An 18,378-nucleotide genomic window follows, 5' to 3' on the forward strand; every position below is an offset into this window, starting at 1 on the left:
CTACTCCGTTCCGTGTGCGTAAAGATGCAGGATGCGGTGCTCATCCACGCCGCCTATGGCGACAAAATCACCGCGCTGAAAATCATCGATCTCCAGATGTGGAAACGCAAAATACTTGAGCGCGACATTGGCTTTCGTCGCGGCAAAGATCACCCGGTCAATGCCTGCGAAACGCATTGCGGACAGGCACATTTCACATGGCTGCAGGGTCGAGATCAGAACGCAGCCAGACAAATCTGTCGTATCCAGCGCCTGTGCCGCGCGGTGGATCGCCACCATTTCTGCATGGCGCGTCGGGTCGGATTGCAGATGCACTTCATTTTCCGCTTCGGAGATGACGCGGCCATCGCGCAACACCGCGGCTGCAATGCCGGATTTGCCGGTCTCAGAGCGCGCCGAGATCGCGCGCCCGATGGCCTCAGCCAGACGGGCGCGCTCGAATTCCGTGACGTTTTCGGGGTGACCCGTCACGAGGCTGCGCGCGATTGCGCCAATTCTGCACCAGACGCTTCGCCATGGCTGCCGATATCGGGTCGCTTGCCGGTAACCTGTGCACGGAGGATGTTATAGGCAAAGCTCAGCCCAGAGGTTGTGGTGAGCCAGATTTCAGCGCGGGCGGGACGCAGACCCAGCACGCAGACTTGCGGGTCTTCCTTGCCGCCCTCAAACCAACTGTCCACAGCCGTCGACCATAACGCATCGCGCAGATCAGGGTCGTTGTTCCGGACGAGTTCGCCATGGATGGCGGCATAAAGGCCTTCGCTACCTTCCCCGACGATGTAGGATGCATCCGCACTGCCCTGTTCGACGGCCTTGGCCAGATCAGTGTCACGGGCGGTGATGAACCATATTGTTGCGTCACCGTCCAACAGCGTATGCGACATTGGTACCATCCGTGCCGAGCCGCTTTGGGTGCCAAGAAAGCCTGCATTGATCGCCTTCAGCCGTTCCCAAAACTGGGCAATATCGTCGTTATCCATTGGGACATCCTTTCAGTTTTCATGTGTTCTGAACACCTGAAAGCCGGATGTGTTCCGGCCGCAATCTGATTTGAACCCGCAAGATCCTGCCGACGGATCTGTGCTCCCGGCCATCCCTGGAACGATCCGGCGGTAGGTCAGTTGGAAGAACATCACTCACGACGGGCAGGCAACCTTCGACACAGCCGGCCCCCTATCAACCTGGAGACGCAGATGAAGCACACGATACTGACAATGACGCTGGCAGCCCAGCTTGCAGCTGGCACCGCTCTCGCGCAGACGACGGATGCGCAGGCACCTGCCGAAAACATGGAAACCGGCATGACATCTGGTTCGTTTGGAAATGACTGGCCAACGACCCTGAGCCTTGCACTGCTGGAGCAGGACGGTACGACGGTCCGCCCTGAAACGGAAATCGCGACGCAGTGGGAAACCCTGTCCGACGCAGATCAGGAGATCATCCGACGTGACTGTGAGTTGCTGATGGAACAATCCGATACGATGAACGGCGACGGCACGGATATCGACACTGCTGTCGACGATATGGCTGACACATCCACCCCCGCGATAGACAGTGGCGATGTCGGAATCGAAGCGGAAACCGATCCAGCCTTGGATACAGAGACGGAGATGTCCGTCGATCCCGCAGCCACCACGCCGCTGGAGTCAGAGCCTGCCATATCTGGCGATACAGGAGTTGGCACCACTGAAGACATGGGTGCTGCCGGGACCGACGGGATGATGATCGACGAGACCCCACCGACGGTCATTGCCTTGTCGGAAGAGCAGATGGAAGAAATCTGCATCGCAACAAGCGACCTCTAAAAGCGCTTAACCCGCTTTCTTGCGCGGCCGCTTTTTACAAACGAGAACGGACGACGGGTGCTTCACTCATCGCCACAGATTAAAGGACAACGATATGCCACCACATGACATGCCACCACCGCACAACAAAAACCCGGACCAGGGCCGCCGCAACATCATGATCGGCGCAGCTGTTGTCGTGGTTCTGGCCATCCTGCTTTTTGTTTTCATGACGCCAAACAGAACGACCACGACCAATACCATGCAGGGGACTGGGACGCAGCAGCAAGGTGAGATTCCACCGGGGAGTACTGCTGATCCGATGACGACCACTGATCCGGCCATGGACCCTGCGGCACCGGCAGATCCGGGTGTACCGGCTGACCCGGGAACACCTGCTGACCCTGCAGCGCCGACGACCCAACCCTAAGTCTGCGACTGGCCACAGCAACAATGAACCGCGGCCTTGAGACCCAAGGTCGCGATTCGCGTTTTGACCCACCGAGGAAACGTTTTTGCGTGTGTCCTTGGCGTGTTGTGCTATCAAAATAAAGCAAGTTCAGGGACCGTGCCATCGCGCGCTTCGCTTCTGTCCTGTTGATGGGAATGGGTATGTAGATGGTCAAGAAGACAAATGTTCTGTTTATCAGTTTTGATGATGCCGTCGCCCCTTGGCCCTACAAGACCTTGTTTGGTGAACCGCTAAAAATCCCCAATCTGGACGAGATCTGCAGCGTTTCGAGTGCATTCAGTTCGGCCTATTGCCCGGCAACCGTCTGCAACCCTGCGCGGTCAAGCTTCATGTCGGGCAAGACGACCCATCAGCTGGGTGTCTTTGCCAATAAGGATAATGTCTTTGAACGGCACGATCCACAAATCATGTGGCCCTATCGTCTGAAGGAGAATGGCTATTTTTGTTCTTCGGGGGGCAAGGTGCACCATGGCCACGCGCCTTTGCCCAAACAGGTGCATGATGTGCTTTACTCGGACGCACAGAAAGACTTTGCCTACCGGCTTCAACGACCGGTCCAGACGGTGTCTTTCGGGGGGTTTAAGGACGGGTTGGCCACCGTTTCGGATGAAGATGACGATCTGTTCTACGACACCAGATCAGCGGATTCGGCCATCGCTTTTCTGGAAAGCTATGATGATGACGGGCCGTTCTACCGCGAGGTGGGGTTTCACAGCCCGCATGTTCCCTTTGCGACACCGGCCCGGTTCAAGGAAATGTACGACCTGCGCCGGATCAGGCAACCAGAGGACTGGACTTCGGGCTATGACAGCAACAGTTACGCGGATGAGAAATTTCCAAAGAATTCCGCACTGGAACGGGGTCGCACCCATTGGTGGAAAAAAAGTGTCCGCAATTATTTTTCTGCCTATTCACTTGTTGACGCTCAACTCGGAAGGGTATGGCGCGCGCTCAAAGCGTCGAAGCATGCCGACAATACGATTGTCGTCATTCTGGCCGATCACGGATTCCACCTTGGCAACAAGGACCGACTTCAGAAAAGCACGCTGTGGGAACAGGTCGCGCATGTGCCGTTGATCATCCATCTGCCCGGCGCAGCGGCCCACGACGTGAAGGACCCGATCAGCATGATAGATATCGGGCCGACGATCCTTGATCTGCTTGGCCTTGGTGAGATTGCGGACAGTGTCGGGCGAAGCCTGAAACCGTATCTGCAGGGTGAAGGCAGAGACGTGCAGACGATCCCCACATTCTTTTTTGACAATGTGTCAATCCGCAAGGATGATTATCGTCTAATCCGGTATGTCGACGGGACCACACAACTCTATAGCCTGACAGATGATTACTGGCAGCTACGTGACCTTGGCCGGACGCACCCCGCCTTTCCCGGTCTTTACGCTGAACTTGTGAAAACCTCTGCGGCATGGGGACTTGAGATACGAGATGGTGCAAACTCGCTAACAAATCCCGCCGCCGATTCCGGTTCCGGCACACAACGGATCTGACACACAACTGTCACGCTGTTTTTGGCCACCCGGGCTTTCGAAACCGCGCAAAGCAAGATATGTGCCGGGTGAATTGACCGCAGCCTGAAATACAACGGCTGGGTTCCCTTGGCTTGATGGATATGGCGCGATGCAAACACCTTATTACTTGATCGACGAATCCAAGCTGTTGGCGAACATGGAAAAGATCGCCTGGCTGCGTGAAGCATCCGGCGCGAAATCGCTGCTGGCGTTGAAATGTTTCGCGACATGGTCGGTGTTTGACCTGATGGCCCGATATATGGACGGATCGACATCGTCATCATTGTTCGAGGTGCGCCTGGGTCATGAGAAATTCCCCGGCGAGACCCATGCCTATTCCGTGGCTTACGGCGATGATGAGATCACGGATGTACTGGCGCATTCCGACAAGATCATTTTCAATTCCATCGGGCAGTTGACGAAATTCGCCGATGTCGCCGCAGGTCATGTCAGAGGGTTGCGGGTCAATCCTGGTGTCTCGACCTCGGAATTCGATCTGGCTGACCCGGCGCGCCCCTTCAGCCGCTTGGGCGAACATGATCCGGCGGAGATCGCAAAAGTCGCGGATCAGATCAGCGGCCTGATGTTCCACAACAATTGCGAAAACGATGATTTCGCGCGCTTTGATGAAATGTTGTGCCTGATCGAGGATCGTTTCGGCGCGATCATCCACAGGATGGATTGGGTCAGCCTTGGCGGCGGCATCCATTTCACGGGGCCGGATTACCCCTTGTCCGATTTCGCGGCCCGGCTAAAAGGCTTTGCCGAAACTTACGGCGTGCAGGTCTACCTCGAACCCGGTGAGGCCGCGATCACCGGCACCGCCACGTTGGAAGTGACCGTGCTCGACACGATGTTCAACGGCAAGAACCTTGCCATCGTCGACAGCTCGATCGAGGCGCATATGCTGGATCTCCTGATTTATCGTCAGCCTGCAAGGATCAGCCCCAACAAGGGCGATCAGGAATGGATGATCTGCGGCAAATCCTGCCTGGCGGGCGACATCTTTGGCGAATTCCGCTTTGATGTGCCGCTGCAAGCCGGGGACAGGATTTCGTTTCAGGACGCAGCCGGTTACACAATGGTTAAAAAGAACTGGTTTAACGGAGTGAAGATGCCGGGCATTGCGATCCGTGAATTGGATGGCACGATCCGCCCGGTCAAGGAATTTACGTATGACGATTTTGCGGCAGCCCTGTCCTGACGCATGCGAAGAAAGGACAAATGACGATGAAGGGTAACGTTTTGATCATTGGCGCTGGCGGCGTCGCCCAGGTTGTGGCGCATAAATGCGCGCAGAATAATGACCTTTTGGGGGACCTTCATATCGCCAGTCGGACCATCGCGAAATGTGATGCGATCATCGCCTCTGTGCATGAAAAATCCGCGATGAAGCAGGATGGCGTCTTTGCCGCGCACGAAATCGACGCGATGGACAGTGCCGCCGTGGCCGCGCTGATCACCGAAACCGGCGCGCAGATCGTGATCAATGTCGGCGCGCCTTTCGTGAACATGTCGGTGCTGCAGGCCTGCATCGACACCGGCGCTGCCTATATCGACACCGCGATCCATGAAGACCACGCCAAGATCTGCGAAACCCCGCCCTGGTATGGTAATTACGAATGGAAACGCCGCGATGCCTGCGAGGCGGCGGGTGTGACGGCCATTCTGGGCGCGGGCTTTGATCCCGGCATGGTCAATGCCTTTGCCCGTTTCGCCGCCGATACCTTCATGGATGACGTCACCTCAATCGATATCGTCGATATCAATGCAGGCAGTCACGGCAAGTATTTCTCGACCAATTTCGACCCCGAGATCAATTTCCGCGAATTCACCGGCACGGTCTATAGCTGGCAGCAAGGCGCGTGGCAGGAAAACAAGATGTTCGAAGTTGGACAGGAATGGGACTTGCCTGTGGTGGGCAAGCAAAAGGCCTATCTGTCCGGTCATGACGAGGTCCATTCGCTGGCCGCCAATTACCCCGATGCCGATATCCGGTTTTGGATGGGCTTTGGTGATCATTACATCAACGTCTTTACCGTGCTGCAAAGCCTCGGCCTGTTGTCCGAACAGCCCGTCACCACTGCCGAAGGGCTCGAGGTCGTGCCGCTCAAAGTCGTCAAAGCCGTGTTGCCCGACCCGTCCAGCCTTGCCCCCGGCTATACCGGCAAGACCTGCATCGGTGATTTCGTCAAAGGCACCAAGGACGGCCAAGAGGTCGAGGTTTTCGTCTACAACGTCGCCGACCATGAAGAGGCATATGCCGAGGTGGGCAGTCAGGGCATTTCCTACACCGCCGGTGTGCCGCCTGTGGCCGTGGCGATGCTGATCGCTGATGGCACTTATGATCATGGCGTGATGATGAATGTCGAAGAACTCGACCCCAAGCCGCTGCTGGGCCTTCTGGACCGGATCGGCCTGCCGACACGCGTCAAGGATGCCAAAGGCGACCGCCCTTGGCATGAGGCTTAACCGACCATCCCGCGATTGAACCGCTGTTCCAGCAGCTTGAAAGCCAGCGCCAATAGCCCCGCGATCATCATATAGATCACGGCGAGCAGGAGCAGCGGTTCATAAATAATGAATGTATCCTGCCGCACGCGGCTGGCGACGGCATAGATATCAATGACCGTGATCGTCGCGACCAATGGCGTGGCTTTGAGTTGCAGCACGGTTTCACCGCCCAAGGTGGGCAAGGCGCGTTGCACGGCTTGCGGAAACCATATCCGGCGGAAAATTGCGAAACGGTTCATGCCCATGGACCTTGCAGCCTCTAGCTGGCCGCCGGGGACGGATTTGAACGCACCGCGCATCACCTCGCCCTCATAGCCTGCGAAACTCAGCGACAAGGCCAACAATGCATAAGGCCAAGCCTGCCGCAGATAAGGCCAAAGCTCACTTTCCCTAATCCATGGAAATTGCGGAAACAAGCTGCCCACGCCGTAATAGATCAGCCAAAGTTGCAACAGGATCGGCGTGCCCCGGATCACAGTGCAAAAGGCGCGCGACGGGGCGGCAAGAATACGCGGCCCCGCCGCCTGTGCCAGCCCCAAGGGCACCGCCAGCATGAAACCGATCAGACAGCTTAAGCCCAGCAGCCAGATGGTGCGCCACAGCCCTTGCAGTGCCAGATCGTAATAGCGCGGGATCCAGTGCCAGCGCATCGCCATCGCAGCCCAGACCACCAGACCAATCGCCAACGCAATCATCACCAGACGGTGCGGAACGAAAATTTCCTGCGCCAGCCTGGCCCGCGTCATTGCCGCACCTGCCCGCGTCTATAGCGCGCTTCGATCCAGGCGAAGATGCGGCCTGACAGCAGGGTCATCGAGAGATAGAGCGCCCCCGCCGCAAGGAAGAAGGTGAAATAGGCCCGCGTGGACCCCGCCGCCTGCCTTGTTTCCAGCGTCAGTTCGGCAAAGCCGACGATCGCCAACAGGGCGGTATCCTTGGTCGCGATCAGCCAGAGGTTAGACAGGCCCGGCAAGGCTAAAGGCAACATCGCGGGGAATGTGACGCGCCGGAGTGTCTGCACGGAACCCATGCCATAGGCGCGCGCAGCCTCATGCTGACCGCGCGGCACGGATTGGATAGCACCGCGCAGAACTTCTGTCGCATAGGCGCCCTGCACAATGCCCAGCACCGCGATGCCCGCCACCACGCCCGATATTTCGACAGGCCGCTGGCCCATCGCCTGCAAGGCCTGATTAAGCAGATCAGTGCCCGCGTAGTACAGGATCAGGATCAGGATCAGCTCCGGCACCGCGCGTACCACGACTGTATAGACCGACAGCAGATCGCGCGTAACCGCCCCCCCATGCAACTTGCCCAGCGCGCCAAAAGTGCCGATCACCAGCCCCAGCGCAAAAGCCCCCAGCGCGATCTGCAGACTGGCCCATGCCCCGCGCAACAGATTAGCCCCCCAGCCCGGCGGCTGGAGGGACAACAGGCCGAGAGATGTTTCCAGCCCCGGCCAGAGGGTATAGAGCCAGTCCAACACCCGTCAGCCGGGCTTAATTGCCATAGATCGAGGTGGCGAAATAGCGCGCCGTAATCTCGTCATAGGTGCCATCTTCGAGGATCGTAGCGATGCCCGCATTGATCGCCTCGCGCAACTCATCATCGCCTTTGCGCAGACCGGCACCAACGCCAGAGCCCAGGATATCTTCATCCATCTCCACGGCACCTTTCACCTCGCAACAGGCACCGGCATCGCTTGACAGAAAATCATCCATTGCCAAACTGTCGGCCTGTGTCGCATCGATCCGGCCGGCGGCAAGATCCTGATTGGCTTCGTCTTGGGTCTGATAGGGGCGCAGTTCAGTGGTACCCTCAAAGTAGGTCTGCGCGTAGGTCTGGTGGATAGTCGATACCTGCACACCCAGCACTAAACCTGCCAGACCTTCGGGCGTCGCGTCCATTTCCATGTCACGCTGGCCGACGATCACGGTGGGGGTGTTATAATAGGGGTCAGAGAAATCAATCGTTTCCAGCCGGTCCGCCGTGATGGACATCGAGGTCATAATCGCGTCGATCCGGTTTGACAGCAGCGCGGGGATGATCCCATCCCAGGCGGTCGGGGTCAGTACGCAATCAAGCTCCGCTGCGATGCAGACAGCCTCGATCACCTCGACCTCCCAACCGACCCAATTGCCTGCGGAATCGGGTGAGGTGAAAGGTGGGTAGGGTTCAGCAGCGATCCCGATCCGCACTTGGTCAGCCTGCGCCATACCTGCGACGGCGATGAAGGCAGTCGTTGCCATAAGGGTCAGTTTTTTCATTGTTTTCTCTCCTTGTTGTTGAACATACGGGTGCTGCTTGCACCTCTTGATGATCGCACCGCGCCAGTCTGGCACCGCATTTGTTTAGGCTGCGTCGCAGGAAATGGCACGGCAACATTATTGTCATTGTATCTGGTCAAAATTCGCGCAATTATTCAAGTGTATAATTTTAGCAGATAGGTTTGCCATGCAATTTGGTGCCGAAGATCGATCAAAGCCCCTTGCCGCCGTGATCATGCGCGCACCCGGTGTTGCCATGGCCAAGGCTGATCCGAAAGACTGGCACTACGGGCCGGGTTTTGACGCAGCGCGCGCGGAAATCCAGCACGCAGAACTGGCCCGGATCGTGACCGCCAGCGGAGCAGAGGTGCATTGGATGCCATCCCATGATGACGGCTTGTCCGATGCCGTCTTTGTGCAGGACCCGTCATTTGTAACCCGTCATGGTGCCGTGATCCTGAACATGGGCAAGGCACTGCGCACGGCCGAACCTGACATGCATGCCACCTTTTACGAATCCATCGGTGTGCCGGTGATCGGCCAGCTGACCGGCGATGCGACAGTGGAATCGGGCGATTGTTTCTGGCTTGATACGCAGACCCTTGCCGTGGGGCGTGGGGTGCGCACCAATCAGGCGGGGATTGATGCGCTGGCCGATGTCCTGCGCCCTTACGACATCACCGTCCATGCCTATGACCTGCCCTATTGGACCGGACCAGAGGCCTGTCTGCATCTGATGTCTCTGGTGTCCCCGCTTGGCCCCGATATCGCGCTGATCCACGCGCCATTGCTACCCTATGCGCTTTGGGCAGAGATGGTCGCGCGTGGCTGGACCCTGCTGCATGCGCCGCAGGATGAGTTCATGGCGTCCGGCGGGCTGAGCCTGAATGTGCTGACTCTGCACCCACGCGATGTGGTGATGGTCGATGGTTTCCCCAAAACTCGCGCCCTGATGGAAAACGCCGGTTGCAACGTGCAGGTCTTTACGGGTGACGCGCTCTGTATCGCTTGTGAAGGCGGCCCGACCTGCCTGACCCGTCCGGTCCTGCGCGCATGACCCCCCGCCGCACCTTCAAGCGCGAGGGCGAAGAGGCGCGGCGCGCGGCGCTGATCGATGCCACGCTGGATTGCATCGCCGAAGGCGGGCCGCAGGCGGCCACCGTCCGCGCGATTGCAGTGAAGGCAGGCGTCACACCGGGGCTGATCAAACATTACTTCGACACCAAAGAAGAGCTGGTCGCAGCCGCCCATGAAACCCTGATGACCCGGTTGACCGAGGCCAGTGCCGCCGCCCTTGACGATCCGCCCGCCGATCCTGTGGCGCGGCTGGCCGGGTTTGTTGCCAATGCGGTCACGCCACCCGTCGTCGATCCGCGCGCCGTGGCGCTATGGGCGGCATCGATGCAGCTGGTCCCGCGTGATGCGGCGATGCGCGCGGTGCATGAACGCACCTATCTGGCGTTCCGCAATCGGCTGGAAGCCATGATTGTCGATGCGCTGCGCGCAATGGACCAGCCTTGCGATCCAGCCACGACCCGCAGCCTTGCCATCGCGGGCAATGCGCTGCTTGACGGGCTTTGGATCGAAGCCTCCGTCCTGCCCGACCAATTTGCGACCGGCGAGATGCGCAGCCTAGCGATCCGCGCCTTTGGCCGCCTTCTCGACCTCAAACTACCGGAGTAAGTGATGCATTATGCCGCTGTGACCACCCGTCTTGCCGGGATGGGCTCGGATAAATGGGCGCTCAGCGCCGCTGCCAATGCGCGGATTGCGGCAGGTGAGAAGGTGATTAACCTGACCATCGGCGAACCTGATGTGCCGACACCCGATACCCTGATCCAAAGCGCCACACGCGCGATGCAAGCCGGGCGCACCGGTTATTCCAACGGGCGCGGTGAACCTGCGTTGTTGGCGGCGTTGTCGGACAAGTACAGCAGCCTGACAGGGCGTGATATCGGGACTGAAAGGTTCCTGTGCCTGCCCGGCACCCAGACATCCTTGTTTCTGGTGCTGATGGCCATCTGCGATCCGGGGTCAGAGGTGATCCTTGGTGACCCGATGTATGCCACCTACGAAGGCTTGATCCGCGCCGCCGGTGCGGTGCCGGTCCATGTGACACTGGACCCCGCGCATGGCTTCCGCCTGCAAGCCAGCGATATCGCGGAAAAGGTCACCGCCGCGACCCGCGCGATCATGCTGAACACGCCCCATAACCCCACCGGCGCGATCTTGGGCCCCGACGATCTGGACGCGATCTGCGCCTTGGCAGAAGCCCACGACCTGTGGGTGATCTCGGACGAGGTTTATGGCAGCATTACGCATAATGATGCTGTCTTCACCTCCGCTCTGGCGAACCCGGCCTATCAGGACCGGGTGATCGTCACCGCCTCGATCTCTAAATCCCACGCCGCACCGGGTTTCCGCTCTGGCTGGGTCTGTGCCTCGGCTGATTTCTGCGCCCGCGCCCTGCCCTTATCGGAAACCATGCTGTTCGGATCGCAACCTTTCATCGCCGACATGACGGCAGAGGCTGTCGCCAGCCCGCCATCGCTCGCCCATGCGATGGCCGCACGGATGGCCCATCGCGCCGGTATTATCCATGATGCTTTGGACGGGGTCGCCGGGTTGCGGGTCCACCGGCCCGAGGCGGGGATGTTCGCGCTGCTGGATATCCGCGCGTTGAACGGCGATTCGCAGGCGTTCGCTTTTGAATTGCTTGGCGCCACGCAGGTCGCGGTGATGCCCGGGGCCTCCTTTGGTGTCGCGTTTGAAGGCTGGTTGCGCCTAGCGTTGAACGCCAGCGACGATGATACCCACGACGCCTGCGCCCGGATTGCCAGCTTCGCGAAAGGATATCAGCCATGAAAACTGTCGCCCAAACCCTTGTTGACTGGCTCAAGCATACGGGGACCGAGGTGATTTTTGGCATTCCCGGCGTCCACACGATCGAGCTTTACCGCGCCCTGCCGGATGCCGGTATCCGGCACATCACCCCAAGGCACGAGGCCGGCGCAGGTTTCATGGCCGATGGCTATGCGCGGGTGACCGGCCGGTTCGGCGTGGCCCTGGTGATCACCGGACCGGGGCTGACCAATATCCTGACACCGATGGCGCAAGCCCGCGCAGATTCAGTGCCGATGCTGGTAATCTCCGGCGTGAACCGGCGCGATAGTCTGGGCAAAGGGCTGGGCCATCTGCATGAAATGCCCGACCAGCTAGCCATGACCCAGTCATTGGGCCCGGCCTTCCATCTGGATCAGCCGGATGAGCTGCCCGCGATCCTTGACCAGATCGCCATCGCGCTGACCAGCGGGCGCGGTGGACCGGTGCATCTGCAGATCCCACTCGATCTGATGGCGGCAGAGGCACCCGATGCGCCACAGCCCGTCGCGGTGCAAGTTCCCGCCCTGCCCGACGTCACGCAGGCCAATGCCTTGCTGGAGCGCGCGCAATCCCCCGTGATCCTTGCCGGTGGCGGCTGCCGCCATGCGGGCGCGGAATTACAGGCGCTGGCCGAACGGGTGGGTGCGCCGGTGATCCTGACCACCAATGCGCGCGGGCTGATGCATGGGCATCAGCTGGTGGTGCCTGCCACACCCAGCCTTGCGCCGGTGCGCGACCTGATCCGCGCGGCGGATCAGGTTCTGGTGCTGGGCTCTGAAATGGGGCCGACAGATTACGATATGTATGACGACGGTGATTTTCCTGACGTGGCACAGATGATCCGCATCGATATCGACGCAGACCAACTCGCCCGCCACTCCGCCGCGCTGACGCTGCAAGGCGATGTCGCCGCGATCCTGCCGCATCTGTCGCGCGCCACCCCTGCACAGGACGGCCCGGCCCGTGCCGCAGCAACGCGCGATGCCGCCCACGCCGCCCTGCCTGCTGGCTACGCCGATGAAATCGCCGTGTTGCACAGCCTGCGGGCCACTTGCCCGGGGGCGATCATGGTCGGCGATTCCACGCAAGTGGTCTACGCAGGCAATATGTATTACGATCACAACCGACCGCGCGGCTGGTTCAATGCTGCCACCGGCTATGGCGCCTTGGGCTATGCCACGGGTGCGGCGGTCGGGGCGGCGGTCGCGGCCCCTGATACGCGCATCCTGTGCCTGATCGGCGACGGCGGGCTGATGTTTGCGCCCGGCGAGCTGATGACAGCGGTGGAAGAGAACCTCGATATCACCTTTATCGTCTTCAACAACGCGGGCTTTGGCGAGATCGCCGATGCTATGAAATCCGCAGGTGCGCAGGTCCTCGGCTGCACCCCGCGCCCGCCTGCCTTTGCCGACCTGGCCCGCGCCTGTGGTCTGCCTTATACCTGCACGACACCCGGACATCTGGATGCGACCGCGCCCGGCCCCCGGATGATCGAGGTTGCATTGCCGCCCGTCACGACGTCCTGATCCGGCTAGGGGCACTGCCGAATCTGCGACGAAAGGCGCGGGAAAAACTGGTTGGATCGACAAAACCACAGCGCAGTGCGATGTCGCGCAGCGAATGATCGGTGTCAGAGACCATGCGGCGTGCCATCTGCAACCGCAGATCAAGATAGGCCGCCCCCGGCCCCTTCCCCAGCGCGTCACGAAACACCTGTTCCATCCGGCGCAGGCCCAGCCCTTGGGCGCGGGCGATAACGGCCAGCGGCAGGACATCTTCCAGATGCGCGTTCATCATGGCAAGCGCGCCCACCAGCCGCGCATCCCCCACCACAGGCAGCAGGCCGGGGCGCTGCGGGCGACTACCGTCGAACTGCGGTTCATATTGAAACGACGCCGCCACCTGCCCGGCCAATGCCGCGCCATAGCGCGCGCCGATCAGATGCAGCATCAGATCGGCAGCAGGGGCAGCACCGCCCGCCGTAAAGCGATTGCGCGAAATGACAAAGCGATCCGGCACGACATCAATGGCCCTATGGGCGCTGGCGAAATCCTCCAAATCTTCCCAATGCACGGTCGCGCGGTGTCCGTCCAGCAGCCCCGCCCGCGCGAGAACCCAGGGTCCGGCATCGACCGCGCCCACCGCACGGAACCGCCCGGCTAGCCGGCGCAGGTCCGCGATCAAAGGACGGGTCGCCACCTCGGACTGGTTGTAGCCTGCCACGACGATCAGCGCGTCTGCGCCCACTGCAGCATGCAGCGGCCCGATAGCAGGCAAGGCGATTCCACACGTCAGCGCCACGTCCGCGCCCGAAGGAGAGACGATACGCCAGCGGAACCCTTCCTCCCCCAGATGCCGGTTGGCGTTGCGCAACGGGTCCAGCACTGACGCCACTTCCAGTATCGATGCGCGCGGCAGGACCAGCACGGCGATATCCAGTGAGCGATCCGCCGCAGGGGTAAAAATGCTTTCGGTAACTGTCATGCAGGTTGCGTAAATCGCCAAGCAAGGCGACGCAAGCCTGATAGCATGGTGGAAAAGAAGGAGACCCTTAATGCCACTGACTATGAACCGCGAGGTCTTCATCACCTGTGCTGTCACCGGATCGGGCAGCACGCAGGATGTATCACCGCATGTGCCGCGCTCGCCCGAGGCGATTGCCAGCTCTGCCATCGACGCAGCCAAGGCAGGGGCTGCCATTGTCCACTGCCATGTGCGCGATCCTGAGACTGGCAAACCATCGCGCGATCCGGCACTCTACCGCGAAGTCACCGAACGCATCCGCGATGCAGAGGTTGATGTGATCCTGAACCTGACTGCTGGCATGGGGGGCGACCTGGTGTTCGACGGGACTGAGTCCATGAACCGGATGTCGCAGTCATCCGATATGGCGGGTGCCGCCGAACGGGTAAAGCATATCGTCGATTGTCGCCCCGAAATTTGCACGCTCGATTGTGGTACGATGAACTTTGCGGAAGCCGACTATGTCATGGTCAACACGCCCGGCATGTTGCGCGACATGGCGGCGCGGATGACAGCCTCCGGCGTGCGGATCGAGATCGAAGCTTTTGATACCGGCCATCTGTGGTTCGCCAAACAATTGGTGAAGGAAGGGATTATCCCTGACCCAGTGCTGGTCCAGCTTTGCATGGGCGTTCCGTGGGGCGCGCCGGATGATCTGAATACCTTCATGGCAATGGTCAACAATGTGCCGGACGGTTGGCACTGGTCCGCCTTTGCCTTGGGGCGCAACGAAATGCCATACGTCGCGGCCTCGGTATTGGCAGGCGGCAATGTGCGGGTCGGGCTGGAGGATAACCTTTACCTTTCCAAAGGTGTGCTAGCGACAAATGCGCAACTTGTAGACCGGGCCGTGACTATCGTGGAAAACATGGGCGCGCAGGTAATTGGTCCGGATGCGGTGCGCGAACGTCTGCAACTGCAAAAAAGGGGCCCGCTATGAAGGCCGCGATCATCGGCGGCGGCGTGATCGGTGGCGGCTGGGCGGCGCGGTTCTTGCTGAATGGCTGGGATGTCGCGATGTTCGACCCTGACCCCGATACGCCACGCAAGATTGATGCCGTGCTCGATAATGCAAAACTGTCGCTGCCCGCGCTGTCGGATGTACCACTGCCTGCGATGGGCAACCTCAGCTTTGCCACGACCCTCGCCGACGCCGTGGCAGGCGCGGATTACATTCAGGAATCGGTTTCGGAAAGGCTCGACCTGAAACATCGCGTCTATGCCGACATTCAAAAAGTAGCGCCTGATACGCCGCTTGGTTCCTCTACCTCTGGCTACAAACCATCGCAGTTGCAGGAGGGGGCAACCAATCCCGCCGCCATCTTCGTCGCGCATCCGTTCAACCCGGTTTATTTGCTGCCCTTGGTCGAGGTTGTGCCCAGCCTCGCCAGCGATACAACGCTGATCGATGGCGTCAAAGACACGTTAAGCAGCCTCGGGATGTACCCGCTGCATGTGCGCAAAGAGATAGACGCCCATATCGCGGACCGGTTCCTGGAAGCGGTCTGGCGCGAAGCGCTCTGGCTGGTCAAAGACGGTATCGCCACGACCGAGGAAATCGACGAAGCAATCCGCATGGGATTTGGCCTGCGCTGGGGTCAGATGGGCCTGTTCGAGACCTACCGGATCGCCGGCGGCGAAGCGGGAATGAAACATTTCCTTGAACAATTCGGCCCCTGCCTGACCTGGCCATGGACAAAGCTGATGGACGTGCCCGAGTTCAACGACGAACTGGTCGATCTGATCGCCGGACAATCGGACGCACAATCAGGCCATCATTCAATCCGCGACCTCGAACGCATCCGCGATAGCAACCTTGTGGGCTTTCTGCGCACGCTCAAGGAGCGCGACTGGGGCGCGGGCCGTGTGCTGAATGCGCATGATTCGCTGCGGCGTGACACGGCACCTCTGCTCGACGCCGACGGCCCTCTGGTCCGCCTGCAGGTGCTGCCAAGCTGGATCGATTACAACGGCCATATGACCGAAAGCCGCTATCTGTTCGCAGGATCCGAGACGTCGGACGCGCTGTTGCGGCTGATCGGCGCGGATATGGATTACGTTGCAGGCGGGCACAGCTATTACACCGCCGAAACCCATATCCTGCATCTCGGCGAGGCAAATCTGGGTGATCATTTGACCGGGTCGGTGCAGGTACTGGACGCAGATGAAAAGCGGCTGCATCTTTTCATAACGATCGCAAAAGACGGGACAGCAGTCGCCACGCTGGAACAGATGCTGCTGCATGTGGATATGGCGGCGGGCAAAACCTGCCCTGCCGCACCGGACATCCTTACCCGCTTGCTGCCGATCCGCGATGCCCATGCCAGACTGCCCCGCTCCGCCGGCGCAGGCCGCCGTGTCGGACAAAGGAAAGGCTGATGCATTTTGGCATGACCGATGAACAGCGGATGATCGTGGACACGACCCGCGCCTTCGTAGAGGCAGAGCTTTACCCCCATGAGGCCTTGGTCGAACGCACCGGCCATCTGCCGATGGAGCTGATCCGCGAGATACAATCCAAGGCGATGACGGCGGGCCTCTATGGCGCCAATATGCCAGAGGAGATGGGCGGCGCTGGTCTCGATACGCTGAGTTGGCTGCTATATGAGCGCGAGCTGGGCCGCGCGAATTACGCGCTGCACTGGACCTGCGTGGCGCGGCCATCCAACATCCTGCTGGCGGGCACCGAAGCGCAGCGCGAAAAATACCTTTATCCCTGCCTGCGCGGCGAAACCTGGGATTGTCTGGCGATGACAGAACCCGGCGCTGGGTCTGACTTGCGCGGCATGCAGGCCAGCGCACGGCAGGATGGCGATGATTGGGTGCTGAACGGGACCAAACATTTCATCAGTCACGCAGATATTGCGGGTTTCACCATCGCTTTCATGGCGACGGGCGAAGAGGAGACGTCGCGCGGCAAAAAGAAAAAGATCACTGCATTTTTCGTGGACAAAGGCACGCCCGGCTTCACCGTGCGGGATGGCTACCGCAATGTCAGCCATAGAGGCTATACCAATGCGATCCTCGAATTCGACGATTGCCGGGTGCCGGCTGAGAATATTCTTGGTGAAGTTCACAAGGGCTTTGATGTCGCCAATGACTGGCTGGGGGCTACAAGGCTCCAGGTCGCGGCCACCTGCCTTGGGCGCGCTGCGCGGGCGCTCGATCACGCGATCCGCTATGCTGCAGACAGGCGTCAGTTCGGCCAGCAAATTGGCAAGTTCCAGGGGGTTAGCTTCAAACTCGCCGATATGGCGCTGGAGTTGAAAGCGGCAGAATTATTGACATGGGAAGCAGGCTGGAAGTTCGACGATGGCAGCGTCACGGATGCCGACATGGCAATGGCAAAGCTGAAAGCCAGTGAAGTGCTGGCCATGGTCGCGGATGAGGCGATCCAGATCCATGGCGGCATGGGGTTGATGGATGAATTGCCGCTGGAACGGATCTGGCGCGATGCAAGGGTGGAACGTATCTGGGAAGGCACCAGCGAAATCCAGCGCCATATCATCAGCCGCGCGCTGTTGCGCCCGCATGAAAGCTAGCAAGGGGGCTGTCTGCCCCCTCGGAGCTGGCGCGCCTCACCCCCGAGGATATTTTTGAACAAATGAAACGAAATGTTAACAGATAACTGGCAATCTAGGGAGGCGGTACAGGGGGGGACCCCGATGACCGCAACAGGTGAAGTTGCCCTGTCTCGCTCCTGCGGGACAGGGCGACGCGCCCTTTTCATCTGTTCAGAAATATCCTGGGGGTCCGGGGGCAAAGCCCCCGCCTGCCTGCGCCGCAGGCAGACACGGTCATGAGCGACCTTTCGCGCCTGCTGCGGCCGCACAGCATCGCGGTGCTCGGCTCTGACTGGGCCGCCAACGTCGTCACGCAATGCCGGCAGATGGGTTTTGGCGGGCCGATCTGGCCGGTGCATCCGACGCGCGGTCAGATCGGAGGTGTGCCCTGCTACCCCGGGCTGGCTGATTTGCCTTCTGCGCCCGACGCCACCTTTATCGGCGTGAACCGCCATGCCACATTGGATGTGGTGGCAGAACTGGCCGGCATGGGCGCGGGCGGCGCGATCTGTTTCGCCTCTGGCTGGGCGGAAGCCGGTCATGCTGATCTGCAGGACCAACTGGTCGCACAGGCAGGGCAGATGCCGATTCTCGGACCCAATTGCTATGGCATGATCAATTATCTGGATGGCGCGCTGCTCTGGCCCGACCAGCATGGGGGGCGGCGGGTGGAACGTGGCGTTGCACTGCTGAGCCAATCCTCAAATATAGTGATCAATATGACCATGCAGACGCGCGGCCTGCCGATCGCTTTTGTGGCCTGCCTGGGAAATGCCGCCCAGGTCGGGCTGGCAACGCTGGCCGCGGCGCTTTTGGCGGATGACCGCGTGACTGCCTTGGGCCTTT

The 18,378-nt window shown here is 60.1% G+C and carries 19 protein-coding genes; 13 read left to right on the forward strand and 6 right to left on the reverse strand.

The window, feature by feature from the left end; translation table 11 throughout:
* Both ACK4TM_RS07090 and ACK4TM_RS07095 read right to left on the reverse strand, forming a co-directional pair.
* Positions 1-471, reverse strand: a complete 471-nt coding sequence (locus tag ACK4TM_RS07090; RefSeq protein ID WP_409698855.1) for a nucleoside deaminase — start codon at positions 469-471, stop codon at positions 1-3.
* Positions 468-980 carry a pyridoxamine 5'-phosphate oxidase family protein gene (locus ACK4TM_RS07095; protein ID WP_409698858.1) on the reverse strand — a complete coding sequence of 171 codons (513 nt, stop codon included), beginning with the start codon at positions 978-980 and terminating at the stop codon, positions 468-470. Before ACK4TM_RS07095 ends, ACK4TM_RS07090 begins: the two co-directional genes overlap by 4 nt.
* A gap of 213 nt (positions 981-1,193) precedes the next feature.
* Between ACK4TM_RS07095 and ACK4TM_RS07100 the strand changes: the two genes are divergently transcribed.
* The 5 genes from ACK4TM_RS07100 to ACK4TM_RS07120 all read left to right on the forward strand — a co-directional run bounded on the left by ACK4TM_RS07100 (position 1,194) and on the right by ACK4TM_RS07120 (position 6,254).
* A complete protein-coding gene (locus ACK4TM_RS07100; protein WP_409698861.1) occupies positions 1,194-1,805 on the forward strand; it encodes a hypothetical protein in 612 nt (203 codons plus the stop codon).
* A 94-nt stretch (positions 1,806-1,899) separates the two neighbouring features.
* Positions 1,900-2,214 (forward strand): hypothetical protein, encoded by a 315-nt coding sequence (locus tag ACK4TM_RS07105; protein ID WP_409698864.1) that lies wholly within the window; start codon positions 1,900-1,902, stop codon positions 2,212-2,214.
* Between the two features lie 188 nt (positions 2,215-2,402).
* Positions 2,403-3,761, forward strand: coding sequence for a sulfatase-like hydrolase/transferase (locus tag ACK4TM_RS07110; RefSeq protein WP_409698867.1), 1,359 nt, complete (start codon positions 2,403-2,405; stop codon positions 3,759-3,761).
* Positions 3,762-3,891: 130 nt separating this feature from the next.
* On the forward strand, positions 3,892-4,986 hold the full coding sequence (locus ACK4TM_RS07115; protein WP_409698870.1) for a carboxynorspermidine decarboxylase: 1,095 nt from the start codon (positions 3,892-3,894) through the stop codon (positions 4,984-4,986).
* 26 nt (positions 4,987-5,012) lie between these two features.
* Positions 5,013-6,254, forward strand: a complete 1,242-nt coding sequence (locus ACK4TM_RS07120) for a saccharopine dehydrogenase family protein (RefSeq protein ID WP_409698873.1) — start codon at positions 5,013-5,015, stop codon at positions 6,252-6,254.
* Here the strand turns inward: ACK4TM_RS07120 and ACK4TM_RS07125 are convergent.
* From ACK4TM_RS07125 to ACK4TM_RS07135, 3 genes are read right to left on the reverse strand one after another with little or no spacing between them, the layout of a single operon-like run.
* A complete protein-coding gene (locus ACK4TM_RS07125; protein ID WP_409698876.1) occupies positions 6,251-7,042 on the reverse strand; it encodes an ABC transporter permease in 792 nt (263 codons plus the stop codon). The two genes, ACK4TM_RS07120 and ACK4TM_RS07125, sit on opposite strands and share 4 nt — an antisense overlap.
* Positions 7,039-7,779, reverse strand: a complete 741-nt coding sequence (locus ACK4TM_RS07130) for an ABC transporter permease (protein WP_409698879.1) — start codon at positions 7,777-7,779, stop codon at positions 7,039-7,041. The genes ACK4TM_RS07125 and ACK4TM_RS07130 overlap by 4 nt, the downstream gene beginning before the upstream one ends.
* A gap of 16 nt (positions 7,780-7,795) precedes the next feature.
* Complete coding sequence (locus ACK4TM_RS07135) at positions 7,796-8,563, reverse strand: transporter substrate-binding domain-containing protein (RefSeq protein ID WP_409698882.1); 768 nt, start codon at positions 8,561-8,563, stop codon at positions 7,796-7,798.
* 187 nt (positions 8,564-8,750) lie between these two features.
* On the opposite strand from ACK4TM_RS07135, the gene ACK4TM_RS07140 reads away from it, so the two are divergent.
* Genes ACK4TM_RS07140 through ACK4TM_RS07155 form a run of 4 tightly spaced genes read left to right on the forward strand, consistent with a single transcriptional unit; the run spans position 8,751 to position 12,972 of the window.
* Positions 8,751-9,620 carry a dimethylarginine dimethylaminohydrolase family protein gene (locus ACK4TM_RS07140; protein WP_409698885.1) on the forward strand — a complete coding sequence of 290 codons (870 nt, stop codon included), beginning with the start codon at positions 8,751-8,753 and terminating at the stop codon, positions 9,618-9,620.
* Complete coding sequence (locus ACK4TM_RS07145) at positions 9,617-10,246, forward strand: TetR/AcrR family transcriptional regulator (RefSeq protein WP_409698888.1); 630 nt, start codon at positions 9,617-9,619, stop codon at positions 10,244-10,246. Before ACK4TM_RS07140 ends, ACK4TM_RS07145 begins: the two co-directional genes overlap by 4 nt.
* A gap of 3 nt (positions 10,247-10,249) precedes the next feature.
* On the forward strand, positions 10,250-11,428 hold the full coding sequence (locus tag ACK4TM_RS07150) for a pyridoxal phosphate-dependent aminotransferase (protein ID WP_409698890.1): 1,179 nt from the start codon (positions 10,250-10,252) through the stop codon (positions 11,426-11,428).
* On the forward strand, positions 11,425-12,972 hold the full coding sequence (locus tag ACK4TM_RS07155; RefSeq protein ID WP_409698893.1) for a 5-guanidino-2-oxopentanoate decarboxylase: 1,548 nt from the start codon (positions 11,425-11,427) through the stop codon (positions 12,970-12,972). The genes ACK4TM_RS07150 and ACK4TM_RS07155 overlap by 4 nt, the downstream gene beginning before the upstream one ends.
* Here ACK4TM_RS07155 and ACK4TM_RS07160 read toward each other — a convergent pair.
* Positions 12,959-13,930: a GlxA family transcriptional regulator gene (locus ACK4TM_RS07160; protein ID WP_409698896.1), complete on the reverse strand. Its 972-nt coding sequence runs from the start codon at positions 13,928-13,930 to the stop codon at positions 12,959-12,961. The genes ACK4TM_RS07155 and ACK4TM_RS07160 overlap by 14 nt on opposite strands.
* 70 nt (positions 13,931-14,000) lie before the next feature.
* Here ACK4TM_RS07160 and ACK4TM_RS07165 point away from each other — a divergent pair, with 70 nt between their 5' ends.
* From ACK4TM_RS07165 to ACK4TM_RS07180, 4 genes are all read left to right on the forward strand, one after another.
* The gene (locus tag ACK4TM_RS07165; RefSeq protein WP_409698899.1) at positions 14,001-14,909 is read left to right on the forward strand and encodes a 3-keto-5-aminohexanoate cleavage protein; all 909 of its coding nucleotides are present in this window, start codon (positions 14,001-14,003) and stop codon (positions 14,907-14,909) included.
* Entirely contained in the window at positions 14,906-16,348 is a 1,443-nt protein-coding gene (locus ACK4TM_RS07170) for a carnitine 3-dehydrogenase (RefSeq protein WP_409698902.1), read from the forward strand. The genes ACK4TM_RS07165 and ACK4TM_RS07170 overlap by 4 nt, the downstream gene beginning before the upstream one ends.
* Positions 16,348-17,511 (forward strand): acyl-CoA dehydrogenase family protein, encoded by a 1,164-nt coding sequence (locus tag ACK4TM_RS07175; protein WP_409698905.1) that lies wholly within the window; start codon positions 16,348-16,350, stop codon positions 17,509-17,511. The genes ACK4TM_RS07170 and ACK4TM_RS07175 overlap by 1 nt, the downstream gene beginning before the upstream one ends.
* Before the next feature lie 257 nt (positions 17,512-17,768).
* Positions 17,769-18,378 (forward strand): CoA-binding protein (locus tag ACK4TM_RS07180; RefSeq protein ID WP_409698908.1); only part of this gene is annotated, 610 nt, incomplete at its 3' end.

This window comes from Yoonia sp. (assembly GCF_046292185.1).
GTDB lineage: Bacteria > Pseudomonadota > Alphaproteobacteria > Rhodobacterales > Rhodobacteraceae > Yoonia.